At 58.9% G+C, this 14831-nt stretch carries 14 protein-coding genes; 4 read left to right on the forward strand and 10 right to left on the reverse strand.

Going from position 1 to position 14831, the window contains the following annotated elements:
• The first annotated feature begins 46 nt into the window (after positions 1-46).
• The 3 genes from leuB to IMCC21224_RS20385 all read left to right on the forward strand — a co-directional run bounded on the left by leuB (position 47) and on the right by IMCC21224_RS20385 (position 3206).
• Positions 47-1159: a 3-isopropylmalate dehydrogenase gene (leuB, locus tag IMCC21224_RS20375; RefSeq protein WP_047997420.1), complete on the forward strand. Its 1113-nt coding sequence runs from the start codon at positions 47-49 to the stop codon at positions 1157-1159.
• Positions 1160-1221: 62 nt separating this feature from the next.
• The gene (locus IMCC21224_RS20380) at positions 1222-2319 is read left to right on the forward strand and encodes an AbrB family transcriptional regulator (RefSeq protein ID WP_047997421.1); all 1098 of its coding nucleotides are present in this window, start codon (positions 1222-1224) and stop codon (positions 2317-2319) included.
• On the forward strand, positions 2316-3206 hold the full coding sequence (locus IMCC21224_RS20385) for an SMP-30/gluconolactonase/LRE family protein (RefSeq protein ID WP_197089265.1): 891 nt from the start codon (positions 2316-2318) through the stop codon (positions 3204-3206). Before IMCC21224_RS20380 ends, IMCC21224_RS20385 begins: the two co-directional genes overlap by 4 nt.
• Before the next feature lie 18 nt (positions 3207-3224).
• Here the strand turns inward: IMCC21224_RS20385 and IMCC21224_RS20390 are convergent, their stop codons facing one another.
• The 5 genes from IMCC21224_RS20390 to IMCC21224_RS20410 form a co-directional block, all read right to left on the reverse strand.
• Positions 3225-4505, reverse strand: a complete 1281-nt coding sequence (locus IMCC21224_RS20390; RefSeq protein WP_047997423.1) for a TRAP transporter large permease — start codon at positions 4503-4505, stop codon at positions 3225-3227.
• Positions 4502-5032: a TRAP transporter small permease gene (locus IMCC21224_RS20395; RefSeq protein ID WP_047997424.1), complete on the reverse strand. Its 531-nt coding sequence runs from the start codon at positions 5030-5032 to the stop codon at positions 4502-4504. The genes IMCC21224_RS20390 and IMCC21224_RS20395 overlap by 4 nt, the downstream gene beginning before the upstream one ends.
• 53 nt (positions 5033-5085) lie before the next feature.
• The gene (locus IMCC21224_RS20400; RefSeq protein WP_047997425.1) at positions 5086-6075 is read right to left on the reverse strand and encodes a TRAP transporter substrate-binding protein; all 990 of its coding nucleotides are present in this window, start codon (positions 6073-6075) and stop codon (positions 5086-5088) included.
• 77 nt (positions 6076-6152) lie between these two features.
• Positions 6153-6755, reverse strand: a complete 603-nt coding sequence (locus tag IMCC21224_RS20405; RefSeq protein ID WP_156178381.1) for a DUF4286 family protein — start codon at positions 6753-6755, stop codon at positions 6153-6155.
• 510 nt (positions 6756-7265) lie between these two features.
• Positions 7266-8069, reverse strand: coding sequence for a GntR family transcriptional regulator (locus tag IMCC21224_RS20410; RefSeq protein ID WP_053079110.1), 804 nt, complete (start codon positions 8067-8069; stop codon positions 7266-7268).
• Between the two features lie 110 nt (positions 8070-8179).
• On the opposite strand from IMCC21224_RS20410, the gene IMCC21224_RS20415 reads away from it, so the two are divergent.
• Positions 8180-8926, forward strand: a complete 747-nt coding sequence (locus tag IMCC21224_RS20415) for an alpha/beta fold hydrolase (RefSeq protein WP_047997426.1) — start codon at positions 8180-8182, stop codon at positions 8924-8926.
• A 2-nt stretch (positions 8927-8928) separates the two neighbouring features.
• Here IMCC21224_RS20415 and IMCC21224_RS26710 read toward each other — a convergent pair whose 3' ends face one another.
• From IMCC21224_RS26710 to IMCC21224_RS20445, 5 genes are all read right to left on the reverse strand, one after another.
• Positions 8929-9696 (reverse strand): alpha/beta fold hydrolase, encoded by a 768-nt coding sequence (locus tag IMCC21224_RS26710; protein WP_053079111.1) that lies wholly within the window; start codon positions 9694-9696, stop codon positions 8929-8931.
• Positions 9696-10742 (reverse strand): aminopeptidase, encoded by a 1047-nt coding sequence (locus tag IMCC21224_RS26715; protein ID WP_053079112.1) that lies wholly within the window; start codon positions 10740-10742, stop codon positions 9696-9698. Before IMCC21224_RS26715 ends, IMCC21224_RS26710 begins: the two co-directional genes overlap by 1 nt.
• Positions 10743-11497: 755 nt before the next feature.
• On the reverse strand, positions 11498-11857 hold the full coding sequence (locus tag IMCC21224_RS20435) for a response regulator (RefSeq protein WP_047997428.1): 360 nt from the start codon (positions 11855-11857) through the stop codon (positions 11498-11500).
• Positions 11854-13710: an ATP-binding protein gene (locus IMCC21224_RS20440; protein WP_197089267.1), complete on the reverse strand. Its 1857-nt coding sequence runs from the start codon at positions 13708-13710 to the stop codon at positions 11854-11856. The genes IMCC21224_RS20435 and IMCC21224_RS20440 overlap by 4 nt, the downstream gene beginning before the upstream one ends.
• A gap of 130 nt (positions 13711-13840) precedes the next feature.
• Positions 13841-14824 (reverse strand): response regulator, encoded by a 984-nt coding sequence (locus IMCC21224_RS20445; protein ID WP_047997430.1) that lies wholly within the window; start codon positions 14822-14824, stop codon positions 13841-13843.
• Positions 14825-14831: the final 7 nt, after the last annotated feature.

A 14831-nucleotide genomic window follows, 5' to 3' on the forward strand; every position in this document is an offset into this window, starting at 1 on the left:
CATCCCGCCTCGCGGGCAATAGGTTTAATGACGCAGGAGGGCTCTTATGACCCTAAAGATATTGGTACTGCCGGGCGACGGCATCGGCAAAGAAGTCACGGCCGAGGCCGTAAAGGTTCTGAAAACGGTCGTTGAGGGCGTGGTCGACCTTGATCTGCGGCACGGCATGATCGGCGGTGACGCCATTGATACGGTCGGCGATGCGCTGCCACAGGAAACCGTTGATCTGGCACGGGAATGTGACGCTATTCTCCTCGGGGGCACCGGGGTCAAAGAGGATGAGAAGCGCGCGCCCAGCGAAGGGGCCGGTCACGGTCTGCTGCGCCTACGCAAGGCGCTGGAACTTTACGCCAACCTGCGGCCAGTCAAACTGTATCCCGAACTCGTCGGCGCCTCGACCTTGCGACCCGAGGTGGTCGAAGGCGTGGACATGGTTATCTTGCGCGAGCTGAACGGTGATCTCTATTTTGGCGAACCGCGCGGCATCTTCAAAGACGAGACCGGCGCACGATATGGCATCAATACGATGCGCTACAGCGAATCCGAAATCGAACGGATCGCCCGTGCCGGGTTTGAACTGGCCCGCAAGCGGCGCGGCAAACTGTGCTCGGTCGACAAGGCCAATGTGCTTGAAACCATGACGCTCTGGCGCCAGGTCGTGATCGAGGTATCTGCGGATTATCCCGATGTCGAGCTGTCGCATCTCTTCATCGACGCCGCTTCGATGGCGCTGATCCGCGACCCAAAGCAGTTCGACGTGATCGTCACCGGCAACGTCTTTGGCGACATCATCTCGGACGCGGCGGCGATGCTGGCCGGATCCATTGGCATGTTGCCGTCGGCCTCACTCGCAGATGGCGACTTTGGGCTTTACGAACCGGTCCACGGCACCGCGCCGGACATTGCCGGTCAGAACCTTGCCAACCCTCTGGCTGCCATCCTTTCGGTCGCAATGATGCTGCGTCACAGCTTTAAGATGGAAGCCCAGGCGAGCCGCATCGAAGCCGCAATCCAGTCCGTGCTAGCGCAGGGGTATCGTACCGCAGACATGCAGCAGGACGGCTGTACTGTCCTTGGCACGCGCGAAATGGGTGATGTTGTGGTCGACGCGGTTCGCCACCTTAGCCAGGACATCAAAACACCGGCCGAGACTGTTTAAAAGGACCAGACGCCCATGACCTGTCAGATCGCCGCCCCGGATACCGGTTCGCGCAGTATATCGTGAACCGCTGGGGCCGCATCCTGTCCGTGGCCGCCTTTGGCGCGGCCACGGGATACGGCTTGTCGCTGACAAGTTTGCCGATGCCGTGGCTGATCGGCCCGATGATTGTCGCTGCGGCGCATGCAGTGGCCGCCGCGCAGCTGTCGTTGCCGGGGTTTGTTCGGCCCGCCGGGCAAATCATCGTGGCCTGTGTCGTCGGTCTGGCGTTTACCCAGACCGCCTTTCACGCCTTTATCGACCATCTCGCGGTGATGGTCCTGGTGGCCATTGCCACGATATTCGCAAGCTTTGCCGCCGCATTTGTGCTGGTCCGTCTGAGCAGCATCGACCCAATCTCTGCCACCATTTCCAGCGTCCCCGGCGGCCCGGTCGAAATGTCGGCATTCGCAGAAACCTATAACGTCGCGCCAGCCCCGATCGCGTTGGTCCAGACCTTGCGCATCACGCTTTTGGTCCTCACGATTCCGCCTGCGCTGGTGTTGACCAGCGGCGTGGTTCCGGATGCGCGCACAGCATTGTCAGCCGCCGACTTCGACCTTGCGGGCAGTGTGCTGCTGCTGTGTCTGGCCACCGCAGGCGCTTTCGCTTTCAAGCTCTTTCGCCTGACCAGTCCTTACTTTCTGGGTGCGCTGGCGGTCAGTGCCACAACCACCGTACTGATGTTGCCGGTCTCGGCCCCGCCCTACTGGCTGCTTTGCGCCGCACAAGTGCTCTTGGGGATCACGCTGGGCAATATGTTCGACCGCAGTCTGTTGATCGGAATGCGCCGCTTTGTGATGTCGGCCTGCGCCTCAACCCTCGTGCTTGTTGTGCTGACGCTCGCCATTGCGCTGGCGGTCAGCGCATTCTCTGACATTCCCGCGCATACCATGGTTCTGGCCACCGCCCCTGGCGGCGTCACCGAAATGGCGTTGACAGCACGCATTCTGCATCAGGATCCCGCCCTTGTCACCGCGTTCCACCTGGTGCGCATCTTTACGATCATTCCCTTCGCCCCGCTGGTCTTTGCCGGTGCTGCCAGAGCTGCGCGCCGGTTCGGACAGGTTGGGGCACCCGACACACCTGACAAAAACTGCAGCAAGGAGAAATCACCGTGAAAAAGACGATTGTCGCTGAGGGGCTTCGCTTTCCCGAAGGGCCCGTGCTCGCGCCGGATGGCTCGATCCTGCTGGTTGAAATCGAACGTGGCACCATCACCCGCGTCACCCCCGATGGCAAGGTGACGGTGGTCAGAGAGCTGGGGGGCGGCCCTAACGGCATGGCCTGGGGGCCGGACGGCGCGCTGTATGTTGCCAACAACGGCGGGTTCCTGTTTGTGGAATCCGGCGGGCTCAACCGCACCCGCGCCGGGGCACCCGAGGGGTATTCAGGCGGCTGGATCGAACGCTATGACCCCGAAACTGACGAACATCGCGTTCTTTACACCCAATGCGATGGCCACCGTTTTGTCGGCCCCAACGATCTGGCATTCGATCAGCAGGGCGGATTTTATTTCACCGACTACGGCAAGACGTTTGCCCGCCACCGCCCGCATGGCGGGCTGTATTATGGCCTTGCTGACGGCTCGCATGTCGTCGAAGTGGCCTATCCGCTCATTTCTCCGAACGGCACCGGTGTATCACCCGATGACAAGGTGGCCTATGTCGCTGAAACCGACACCGGGCGGCTCTGGGCCTTTGATCTTGAGCGCCCGGGCGTTGCATCATCCGAACGTTCGACACCGAATGCGCCGCATAAGGGGCGATTGGTCATCGGTCTGCCCGGATACCAGCGGTTTGACAGTCTGGCCGTGGACAGCCAGGGCAATATCTGGGTCGCCACACTTATGTCTGGCTGCGTGACGGTGATCAGCCCCGAAGGCGAGATCCTGCAGGTTATTGAAACCGGCGACCCGGTGACGACCAATGTTGTCCTCGCCCCATCCGAGCGTGAGGCCTGGGTCACCCTGTCGGGCACCGGCCGGCTCATGCACCTGGAATGGTAAGTGCCGCGTGGCCCCGGATCAGAACCCGAACTGATCCGGCAGCCACGTGGTCAGTTGCGGAACCAGGATAAGCAGCCCAATCAGCGCCATCGCCGACAGCGCGTAACGCAGGGTCGCGCGGAACACCTGTTCCAGCGGGATCTCGGCGATGGTTGCTGTCATGTACAGAAGGATGCCCACAGGCGGCGTGATCATCCCAACCATGCAGCTTAGCACAAAGACCAGACCGAACTGGAAATCGTCGATCCCGTATTGCCGCGCGATCGGCACCAGGATCGGCGCTGCGGCAATGATCAGCGCCGTGGCCTCCATCACCGTTCCCAGGACCAACAGTACCACAGCCACCAAAGCCAGGAAGACCGTCGCCTGGTCGGTGAAATTTCCAATCATCTCAGCCAGATACAGCGTCACCCGATTGCGTGTCAGAATCCAGGACACGATCGCGCCTGTCCCCATGAGCAATCCAACAACCGAGCTGATGATCGCACTGTAAACCATCGCGTCATACACATCGCGCAACCGCAGCGTCCGCGTGACAACCAACCCCACGACCATAGTGTAGACAGTGCCGATGGCGGCGCTTTCGGTGATGGTGAAAACACCAGTCACGATGCCGCCGACCACGATCACCGGCAACAGCAGGAACGGCAGGATGCGCAGGGTCTGCAAGATCACGTCGCGCGGTGCCGGACGACTGGCCAATACCTCTTCGCCTGCCGCGCGCGCTGTGGACCAGACCATAAAGGCCAGACCGGCCCCCATCAGCAGGCCAGGGATGACGCCCGCGACGAACAGGCCGCCGATAGAGATCCCCCCGGCGGCCAGCCCAAAGATGACCATTGCCACGCTGGGCGGAATAATTGGTGCGATCACAGCCGTGGCCGCAGTCAACGCCGCGGCATAAGGCCTGGAATATCCGGCTTGGGTCATCATGCGGATTTCCATCCGCCCCAGCGCGGCAACATCAGACACTGCCGTGCCACTGACCCCGCCCATGATGACGCTGGCGGCGACGTTGATATAGGCGACCCCGCCCCGCACGCGGCCCAGGATCATCTGCAGCCATTTAACCATTTCAGGCAGCATCCCCGACCGCTCGGCCAAAAGGCCGATCATGCTGAACAACGGGATTGCCAACAGCGGAAACGAGCTCAGGATACCATACATCCGCCGGATAAGAATACTTCCCTCTAATCCCTCGAAAAACAGGATCCAGCTGGCCCCGGCCAACCCCATGCCTATGGCTATGGGCACTCCGATGGTTATCGCTGCCGCAAAGATCAACAAAAGCACGATCATGCCGCAGCCCTCTGTCGCCGTCGCAACCGGTCGACGACCATAACACCCCAGTGATAGGTCAAAAGCCCGAACCCGGCGGGAAAGGCGGCCATCACCCAGACCATTGAAATGCCCAGCGTACCCTCAAACTGCCGCGCAGCAGAGGTGACGGCAAGATAGCTGGCCCAGAGCATTTCGAGCAGAAACACAAAAAAGAGCAGCTCTGCCAGGACCTGCACTATGTCAGGACCGCGCCTGCGCAGGCTACGCCTGAGCAGGTCGATGCCCACATGCGCACCCTGACGCAGGGCCAACCCCGACCCCAGCATAAAGAACCACACCAGCAGAATCCGTGCGATGGCGTTCACCTCGGCCATCGAGCGGTCAAAGAAAAACCGCGACACGACCTCGCTGGAAACCAGGCCCACAAACCCAAGGCCGATCCCCGCCAGTGTGATCTTGGTGATAAGGACAAGCCCCCGATCGACGGCGAACCACCCTGCAGGCAGATCGACATCGGGAAGCTCTGCTTCGTTGAATTCAGACACCCGTCCTCCGTTCGGGAAATGACCAGCGAATCGTTTCCGCCGGTTCGTATTGCCTACTGGCTGACCGAGGCGCGCAGAGCTGACAGATAGGGCTCGAAACGATCTCCGAACCGCTCGTAGACGCCACTGATCGACTCTCGCATTGCAGCAACCTGATCCGCAGGCACATCGTTGACCGTTGCCCCCATGGTTTCAAGTTGTTCGACGGACCCTGCTTCGATTTCCTTGGCGCGGCGCAGGTTGACGTCTTCGGCGGCGACCATCGCCTTGGCCACCAGTGCCTTGTCCTCTTCGCTCAGCGATTCATAAACCTTGGCATTCATTGCCACCAAAAGCATCCCGAACAGGTGATGCGTGACCGAAACATACGGCGCGATCTCGGGAAATTTATTGGCGATCAGGACCGAATTGGCATTCTCGAGACCGTCGACCACATGGGTCTGAACCGCCTGGTAGGTTTCGCTCCAGTCAATGGCGACAGGGCTTGCGCCCATCGCCTCGAACGCCGCTATATGCACCGGCGAACTTTGGGTGCGCAACTTTAGGCCCTTCATGTCCGCCAACGTTTCCACCGGTCCACGGGAATTCGCCACATTGCGAAAGCCATAGGGAAAATTCCCGACCAGCCGCACGTCAATGGCCGCCTCGGCATCCGCCATCAGCGTGCCGAACGCGTCCGAGTTCAACATTTGCTCGGCCTCATCCCAGTTGGTGACCAGAAACGGCAACTCCAACACGTTGAGCGCGGGAAAAAACTGGCTGGAATAGGCCGGGGAGATCAGCGTCATCTCTTGCGCGCCCGATTGCACGTTGGCGAGCTGCTCGGCCAGCGCGCCAAGCTGGGCGCTGGGGAAAAGCTGTACCTCAATGCGGCCCCCGGACCCGTCTTCAACGATGCGTTTGAATTCCTGCATCGCCTCGCCATAGGGTGTATCCAGCGGGTCGGTCAGACCGGCGCGGATAACGACATCCTGCCCATAGACCGGGGCAAAGGGCAGCATCGCCATCATAACGGTGAACCCCAAAGTTTTGATTTTATTCATGTTCGTGTCTCCTCCCTGTTCGGTATCCTGAATTTCTGCGGCGTCCCGGTTTGTCTTGCAGACGCCCCACTCCGGTCTCAGGCCCGGATATAAGGTGCGTAGATGTTGTGCTGGACGATCTTTGTGGCAAGCCGCCCGAACCGCGGCAGGAATGCATGGTCCGGCAGGCAGAAGGTCGCGCTGATCAGCACATAGTGGCGCAGCGGATCTTTGGATTGCAGCACCATCGCGGTTCGTGTGCCTGTCTCATCGTCCCCGGCAATCGTCCTGACGCACTCTACCAGTTCCATCGCCTCGGTCAGCGCGATATCGAACCGGATCAACCGAAGCCGGGGCGCCAGATCAAGCACCGCATCCCCCGGCCAGATTTGCCGACCCACGGATCGGTCGACTTTGGTGTTCGACGTCACCCGCCGCGTCCAGGGTCCGAAGTTCGCACCTGAAACCGCCAGGTAATCCGGCCCGTCAAGAACCTCTGGTGCTTCCATATCGTAATGCGCCAGATACTTGGGATACCCGTCAATCGCGACATACCTCAACCCGGTTAGGAATCCGGGAACCGCGACTCGTTCCGGCACATGTTCGGTGTCATACCACGCATTAAATTCACCCTCATCCATGGGCGACGGGCTGGCGAGCACCAACAGAAATCCGTGGCCCGGGGTTTCAGTTCTGGGCATTTTTGACCTCGCGCACATTGGTATCTGGGTCCGCGTGCGGCACGCGTCGGTCACCCGTGTCCCGCAGTGGCATGCGAATTTCCATCTTACTCCCCCCTCCCCTGTGGATCACGCGAACTTTTGGGGTCTTAGCTTGCTGTGCGCTATAAAAGTGTCGACTCTATGCGCGCCGACTTAAGGTCAACATCAACGCAGCCAAGGCCCGAAAATCCGTTGTACCGCGTAATAAAGGAAGGGAGTTCATTTGACAATCCGATCTTTTATCGATCGGTTGCATACCGCGATCATAGATAGTAAAGTCGACAGTACCCCCCCCCGACCTCTGAGATCCTCGATGAAACCCTGGAAGTTGCCGGCGAACCCTGTCGATTCAGAACCCCAGACGCCTTGTCGCCTGAGACGCGGCGCGTCAGCTAAAGAAACCGCCAAATTTACCAGGCTCTCGGGCGCACCCAACGCACATAAACCGCCTACCCAAGAGGTACGCCATTGACCTCGGCCGCCCGACGATCAGAGATCGCCCGCCTCTGGGTCCATCTGAACATCAGGCCCAAGAGCCGCCTTGCCGCCTCCAAGCCGTTGCTCCAGACGCACCAGGGAACGCATGTGGTTCGAACGCAGGATCGCTGCGGCAAGATTGGGATCGCGGTCCTTGAATGCCCGCACCAAAAGAAGATGATCTTCAAGCGAATGCTTGACCGCGTCACCTGTCGAAAGGCTGAGGCGTCGCAGCGGCAAGGTTCGCAGCAAAAGGGAATCGATGATCCGCTTGACGGTCCGGTTGCCCGACAAATCGGTATTGAAATCGTGAAAGCTCACATTCGACCAAAGGTAGGCATGGTAATCCTCGCGCTGAAAGAAAAACGCCATCCGGTCGCAAATCTTTTCAAGCGCGGCAATATCTTCGGTGGTTGCTTTGCGCGCGACATCTGCCGCGATGAATTCCAGCAACGCACAGCGCGTACGGTAGATCTCTCGCACGTCTTTGACCTCAAAGCCGACAACGCGCGGCCGACGCCGCGGCGGGATGACCACCAGCCCCTCTTTTTCGAGCAGCATCAGCGCCTCGCGTACCGGCGTCCGGCTGGTGCTGTAGCGCTGCGACAGATCGACAGAGTTGAGGTCAGCGCCCGGAGTGTAATCACCCTCAATGATCTCGGCACCCACCTCGACGGCGATGCGAGACACCAGAGATGGTTTGACTCCATCGAAATTGAGCGCCCGCTCGACGACCTCCATCGCGCAGTGCCGAGAGCGTTCCGCAGTCATTCCATCGCTGCAGTCGGTAGATAAAATGATCAGATCTTCCAGCATATTGCGCCCGTATGGATCAATTCAGGATGAAAGTCACTATCATGGGCAGCCACGTGCGTCCATGACACAGCCACCCACGCGTCGGCGAAAGAAAGGACATCAGAAACACCATGGCACTAAAACAAAGCGGACCCGTCATCGTTCAGATCCACGCGCTTGGGGCGGATGCGGCGATGTGGTCAGAATACTCATCCATCATCGCACCAAAGTTTCGCACCCTGTCGCCAAACCTCTTTGGTATCGGAGAGACCCCCAGACACACCGCCCCGCCAACGGCGAGCGACCACGCCGACCATCTGGTTGCGGGCATCCTTGACCTGGGCGAAAATGTCGTCCTGAGCGGCTGCGCCATCGGCGCGATGATTGCCACCGAAGTCGCCGCACTTCTGGGCAACCACGTGCGCGGTTTGATCATGGCCAACCCCATCCTGCGGATCACGCAGCCAGCCGGCGAGGTGCTACGCGAACGCGCGACGCGTGCCCGTGACGGCGGCATTTCTGCCGTGGAACAAGAGATTGTTTCACGCGCTTTCGAAGGTCTTGAGATCCCCGAGAGACGGCAATTTTTCCGGCAGCGGCTGCTGGCGATGAGCGGCGCCTCTTATGCTGATCTCGCCGAGGGAATTGTCGGGTGCGACATCACCCGAGCGATCCACCGCCTGACTTGCCCCATCCTCTTGATTGCGGGCGGTCAGGACCGAATTTTGCCCACCTGGCATTGCGAGGAAATCGCGGCGCTGGCGCCCGGTGCGCAGATTTGCACCGCACCCTCTGGTGGACATTTCATGCCCCAGCAGGCACCCGAGGAATTCGCCGCGTCCACCCGCCGCTTCCTGGATGATTTAGCCGTCGCCTGAACTCAGGCGCCGACAGCCTCCAGATGCCCAAGCAGCAGCCCGGCGAATTCCTCTGGGCATTCGATATGCACCATATGCGGTGCACCCGCGATCACGTCGAGTCTTCCGTCCTTCACGCCTTCGACCGTTGCAGTCATTGCCGCCAGCGAAGCGCCTTTGTCGCTCTCTGCGTGGATGCAATAGACCGGGCATCCGATCAGACACAGTTGCGCGGTCAAATCCAGTCCGGCGATCGTGTGCCACCCGGCGCACCAATCGGCCGGATCATCGTCTAACAGCCGCTTGCGATAAATTTCCACCTCTTCGCTGTGCAGGAACCTGTCCGTGAACCAGCGGTTCAGAGTGTCCGGCAGGATCGCCGCCATACCCTCGACCAGTGCCGTATCGCCGCGCGCCCTCAGCCCCGTTCGGCCAGCTTTGGGTATCGCGCTCGGACAGGCCGACACCACTGCCGTACTGACCAGATCCGGCCGACTGATGGCCAGCGCTGTCGTGACCATGCCGCCAAAGGACACCCCAACCACCGGACAGGGGCCTAGATCCAGCGCCTCAATCAGCACCGCCACATCTGCCGCATAGTCAAAGATGTCTGTTGACCGAGGCTCCTTTGGCGACCTGCCGTGCCCCCGCAAATCCACCGCAATCACGCGACGCGACCTGGCCAGCAGCGGGGTCACATGGCGCCATGACTCCAGATCCAGCCCGACAGGATGAAGGAGGACAACGGGTTTCCCCGCGCCCTCCTCGCGATAGTTCAACGCAAGCGTCATCAATCGGACTCGATCGGCACCAGGAATTTGCCGTTATCAATGCGCTTGACGCCGTCCACGTACAGCGTGGGGTGCAATATTACCCCGTCCATATGAATGCTGGACCGGATCGAACCGCCGACATCGACATTGGTGCCCAGACCAAAGTGCATGGTCCCCATGATGTTCTTGTCCTCACGCTGGATGCCGCGAATGACGGCTTTGGCGTTGACGCCCACCGACGCCTCTGCCGGGCACATATAGGCATTGTCGTCGCCGTATGCCTCTAGATAATCGCGCAGGATGCGGGCGTCCGCATCGCCGTCGATCGAAACGACGCGACCATCCTTGACCGTCAGTTCGATGGGTGAATACACCCGACCGATATGGTGCATGGTCAGGTCGATCACCAGCTTGCCGTTGGCGGTATATTCCACCGGGGCGACGTTGAATTCGCCGGTCGGGAACAGATAGTATAGCAGGTTGTTGCCTGGGCGGTTCTCGTCCCTGGCAAAGTCGATGATCTTGAAACGGTCAAAGTCGTCGCCCGGCAACGGCGGCTGGGTGATCCGGTCTTTGACAGAATAGGTGAAATCGGTCCCGTGGCGCGACGTGACCCGGCATTCCTGTGCGTTGGCACCGAACACGTTCTTGGCGACATAGTGCTTTCGCAGCGCAATCATCTTCATGTCATCGGTCACCGCGCCGGACTGGAACATTTCCAACGACATGCCGCCATCCATGCAGATCGCCGGTATCCCCGCCTCCATCGCCCTGAAGTTGGCAGGGCTATGCAGCATCCCGGTCGAGGCGAGCAGGATGTTGAAGTCCGACTTCATCATGGCCTCGCAAACGGCCGCAGGCGGATCGTAGTAATCTGCCGGGCGGCGCTCGAACAGCGCTACGGTCGACTCGGCACCGATGTCGGCCAGGATCGTCATCACCGCTTGCCAGACGCGGGGATCATGCGCCGTGTCCGAGAGCACCAGAACCCGGCTGCCCGCCTTTATATTTCGCTCGATTGGCGCTCGTAGGTATTCAAGTGTCCCCGAGAAAGTCGCGCTCATTTTCTTCTCCTATTTTTAGCGCCCACTCCCGCAGCGCTAAAGGTGGGGCTGATGCCGCCATCCAGCCCAATTGTCAGAATTCAACCGATGCAACGCACCGGAGTCTCAGCTGCGGGCACGCACTTAGGAAGCTCACCCTGAGCGCCGGTTCACGCCGCCCGACAAAGGTCATGGCGGCTCCGCACTTGCCCGCGCTCATCGGGTACCACGGCGCCCAAAATATGTCGACACATTTAGATCTGGGTGTTGGTGATTTTTGTTTGGACCATTCGATGAACTCGCTTTTCACAGGCGGGGCCGTGGAGTAATTTGCGTATTTATCTTATTAATTGGCAGTTTATCTATGTTTTGCGGCCGGAAGACTTCGTTCCCCAAACCATCTTCTAACTCTAGCCTGGACCGCTCACCCAGCGAACCACTCATTACTGTCGACATATATTGCTATCACGACTTCGTCCGAAACAAAAAACCCACCCATCGGCCTTGGGTGGGTGTCTCGCTGCACTATGTTGATATCAGCCAAAAACGGCGAAAGGCCTACTGCACTTGGGTCAGCAGCGTCAGCGTTCCCCTTAAACTCCCGGAGAGCCCACTTATACCCGTCTCGCTCGTGCACCAAATCATCAGGCAAGGCGTCTACAGAATCTAAGTGACCTTGGCTGATCCGTTTGGGGCCGTCGCACATGTGGCGAAATTTGCGTCAAATCTATCGGCTCGCCGAGTGACTCAGCGCCGGGAGCGGACCAACTGACGCGTCAATCCAGCTGCCTGAGAAAATCAGCAAGTTTTAGCGGTTTGAATGGCTTGTGCAGTACGTGGTTTGCCCCAAGTGAGCGGAATTCAGCCTCTGCCTCGGATGACGTCTTGGCGGTGCACATTATAATGATTGTATCGTTTAGAACGGCACGGCTGCGGGCGGTGCGCAATAGTTGCAGACCATCAGGAGGCGGCATCATCACATCCAGCATGATTACGTCAAAAGCGTCGCTCAGGATGATATCAAGCGCCTCGGCGCCGCTTGCTGCAAACCGAACGTCGATATCGTCCTCGGTCATCAGCGCCATTTCAACCAATTCGCGGATGTCAGCCTCGTCGTCGACAAAGAGGAGTTTCATGCTGTCTGTTCCTCGGGTGTTTTGTTGTGCGCAACGGTCGAAAAAATAACGTAGAAAGTAGATCCATGGTCGGACGGGTGGTCGTCAATCGGCTTGCTGACCAGGGCAATCTTGCCATCCTGCCGTTTGACCAGCTCTTTGGTGATGGCCAGCCCAAGCCCGGTTCCTGTGGCCTGAACGCCCTGACCGTGCACCGGGGCTGTGAACCGCTGGAACAATCGTCCGCGCGCGCTTTCCGGGATTCCAGGACCGCGGTCGCTGACCCAAAACGAGACCGACCCTTCGTCTATGCTTGCGCCAATCCTGACCTCGCCGCCTTTGGGCGAGTATTTTACCGCGTTTGAAATGATGTTGGAAAACACCTGCTGGAGTCGCATACGGTCGGCCATAAAATAGGCCTGTTGATCAACTTGCTCCAGCACCAGCTTTACGCCCGCACCCATTCCATAGCCGGTATTGGTACTAAGCGCTTCGGCAAGCGCATCGGAAACAGACAGTTGTTCCAGTTTAAAGTGAAGTTGCTGCTGATCTATCGCCTGTAGGGTCAGGATATCATTCACCAGCATCAGCAGGCGATCCGCATTTCGCGCCGCCATGTCCACCAGTTTACCCGCACCATTCGGCAATTGTTCGCCAAACCGGCCCTCTAGCATGTCCAACGCGCCGGCAAGCGACGTCAGCGGTGTTCTCAGTTCATGGTTTATGGAGGTAATAAAGCTGTCCCTGGCGGATGTCAGTCGCTCTTGCGAGGTGATATCTGACAGGACGCAATACACAAAGTTCATACCGTTCAGCTCCAGGCTCATCGCACGCGCCTGAATATGCATGGGTTCGCCTTTCCCTGCATCCCTGTTCATGTTCAGTTTGTAATTGCGCGGTTCGCCGCCCAGTTCCGTCTTCCAGGGAATAAGTTCCATGAGCTTGGACGACGCCTCTTCGGCGTTGCTGGCATCCAGCAGGTCGCGTGCTTTCTTGTTCGCACGCCGCATAGAGCGATCGTCGCCAAACACCACGATCCCGTCGGCCACGTTTTGAAAGATCGCATCGAACTCTTTTTGGGCGGCTTGGATGCGCCGGTTGCCCCGCTCGGTTCGATATAACGACTCTGCGAGCTTAAAGCTTTTCAACTGGGAATGTATGGCAATCCCCAAGGCGGTGGCGAACAGCAGAACAGAAACGGTTACGAAGGCCACCGACCGCTCGAGCTGACCCAGAAGTATCGCCTCGCGCGAGCGGGAAACAGTTACCGTAAGATCAAGAGACGGGATTTGTCTGGAAGCAGAAAGAACCGAAACTGAAAGATCTCTTGCCTCCTTGGGAGCCGAAAATGCGACATCACCATTTTCGGTGACCATTTCGATTATCATGTCTGACTGAAAACCGGTGGAGGACAGCAGTTCCGCAAAATAATCTTCGCCAAGCGCGGATGCGGCTACGCCGAGAATTACCCCTTCGCGGTTCAGGATCGGCCAGGCAATCGGCGTGACCCGACGGTCTGTTCCCCGCGATGCAATCGGCACACCTATCGCATACTGACCACGGGTCAGATTAAGGGCACGCTGAAAATACTGTCGATCAGAAAGGTCAACTCCAACCAGTTGTCCCACAGAGGCCCAGATCACGGTGCCGCGTCGATCAATGAGCACGAGACTGTCGATCTGTTCAACCTGCTGGACAACCCCGCGCAACAACGCGCCGTAGGTTTCATCTACCCAATCGGCATCCCGTAGCGGAAGCTGCGCCACGCGATCAAGCGCGTTCCATATTTGGATGTTCGAGATGCTGAGGGACGATTCAACGTTGGTCTGTAGCAGTTCAGCGATATGGTTCAGCTGGAGATCCGCCTCGTCCAATGTGCGTCGGTAGTCCGCGCGGACAAGAAAGGCGACACCCAGAGAGAAACTTGCAACCAGAATGAACAGAAGCGTCGCAAGCAACAGCTTGGTTCTGGCTGTGACCGCCTCTCTCGTCGGGCTGGGAGGTTCAAGCTGAAACATTCGGGCCCTGACTGACGGTTGGCGATACCTTGACTTCTATTGAACCTGGGGACCCACGGCTGGCCCGCACTGCGGCATTGATGGCATCGGCCATACCCCCCGCTACCGTTTTGGCTGCCCCTGGCGGCACAATTCCGGCGCTTATGGTCACTGTTTTGTCGCCCCAGGGTAACGGGAGTTCCACCGCGCTTTCCGCGACACCGGACATGCAACGCGTGGCCAGATCAACCAGAGCGGCCTGATCCGACCGCAACGAGATCAGGCAAAAAATGTCGTCTTCCCAGTGGCCGAAAAGGTTCCCGGCAGAAATCGAAACCTGCCCCAGAGCAGCGCCTGTGGCCCGAATGATGTCTAGTTTGTCGGCTTTGTTAAAGTCGTGATCACCCTGAAGCCTGTCGATGCAGAGCGCGACGATTCCCAGATCCTTTAGATCGCTTTCCCCAAGATCGGACAGCGCCGCATGCAGGCTGAACCGCTGCGCGACAAGTCCGGGGATCGGTTCGCTTGATGGGAATGCTGCCCCGCCGCCCCGAGCGGCCTTGCCGTTTCCCGCAGGTTGTCGCGGCTCGGTACGACGTCTGTCCAATGCGGCCTTGAGCCGCAGAGAGCTTCTGATACGGGCCTGCAACTCAATTCTGTCAAAGGGTTTGGTGACATAGTCATTGGCGCCGGCCAAGAACGCCTGCGAAAGCGAGTTTGTATCCTTGCGACTGGTCAACATGATGATCGGGATATCAGTCCATTGTGCCAGCCCGCGGATTCGCGCGCACAATTCTATTCCGTCTATTCCGGGCATCATAATGTCCAGCAGGATCAGATCCGCCGCAACGGTTCCGGAACTGATGGCCTCAAGTGCCTCGGCCGGATCAAGGAAACTTACGACATTATCGAAACCAAATTCAGACAGCGTCGTCTGGATCACCGCCTGCGCGATATCGGAATCGTCAATGGAAATTATGGTTCGGCTCATGGTTACG

This window comes from Puniceibacterium sp. IMCC21224 (genome assembly GCF_001038505.1).
Lineage (GTDB): Bacteria > Pseudomonadota > Alphaproteobacteria > Rhodobacterales > Rhodobacteraceae > Puniceibacterium.

Bases quoted from the DNA above. Each gene is read 5' to 3' on its own strand.
- IMCC21224_RS20405 (WP_156178381.1), bottom strand. From the start codon at position 6,755: ATGCCCAGAACTGAAACCCCGGGCCACGGATTTCTGTTGGTGCTCGCC.
- IMCC21224_RS26715 (WP_053079112.1), bottom strand. From the start codon at position 10,742: ATGAGCGCGACTTTCTCGGGGACACTTGAATACCTACGAGCGCCAATC.
- leuB (WP_047997420.1), top strand. From the start codon at position 47: ATGACCCTAAAGATATTGGTACTGCCGGGCGACGGCATCGGCAAAGAA.
- IMCC21224_RS26710 (WP_053079111.1), bottom strand. From the start codon at position 9,696: ATGACGCTTGCGTTGAACTATCGCGAGGAGGGCGCGGGGAAACCCGTT.
- IMCC21224_RS20435 (WP_047997428.1), bottom strand. From the start codon at position 11,857: ATGAAACTCCTCTTTGTCGACGACGAGGCTGACATCCGCGAATTGGTT.
- IMCC21224_RS20415 (WP_047997426.1), top strand. From the start codon at position 8,180: ATGGCACTAAAACAAAGCGGACCCGTCATCGTTCAGATCCACGCGCTT.
- IMCC21224_RS20410 (WP_053079110.1), bottom strand. From the start codon at position 8,069: ATGCTGGAAGATCTGATCATTTTATCTACCGACTGCAGCGATGGAATG.
- IMCC21224_RS20445 (WP_047997430.1), bottom strand. From the start codon at position 14,824: ATGAGCCGAACCATAATTTCCATTGACGATTCCGATATCGCGCAGGCG.
- IMCC21224_RS20390 (WP_047997423.1), bottom strand. From the start codon at position 4,505: ATGATCGTGCTTTTGTTGATCTTTGCGGCAGCGATAACCATCGGAGTG.
- IMCC21224_RS20400 (WP_047997425.1), bottom strand. From the start codon at position 6,075: ATGAATAAAATCAAAACTTTGGGGTTCACCGTTATGATGGCGATGCTG.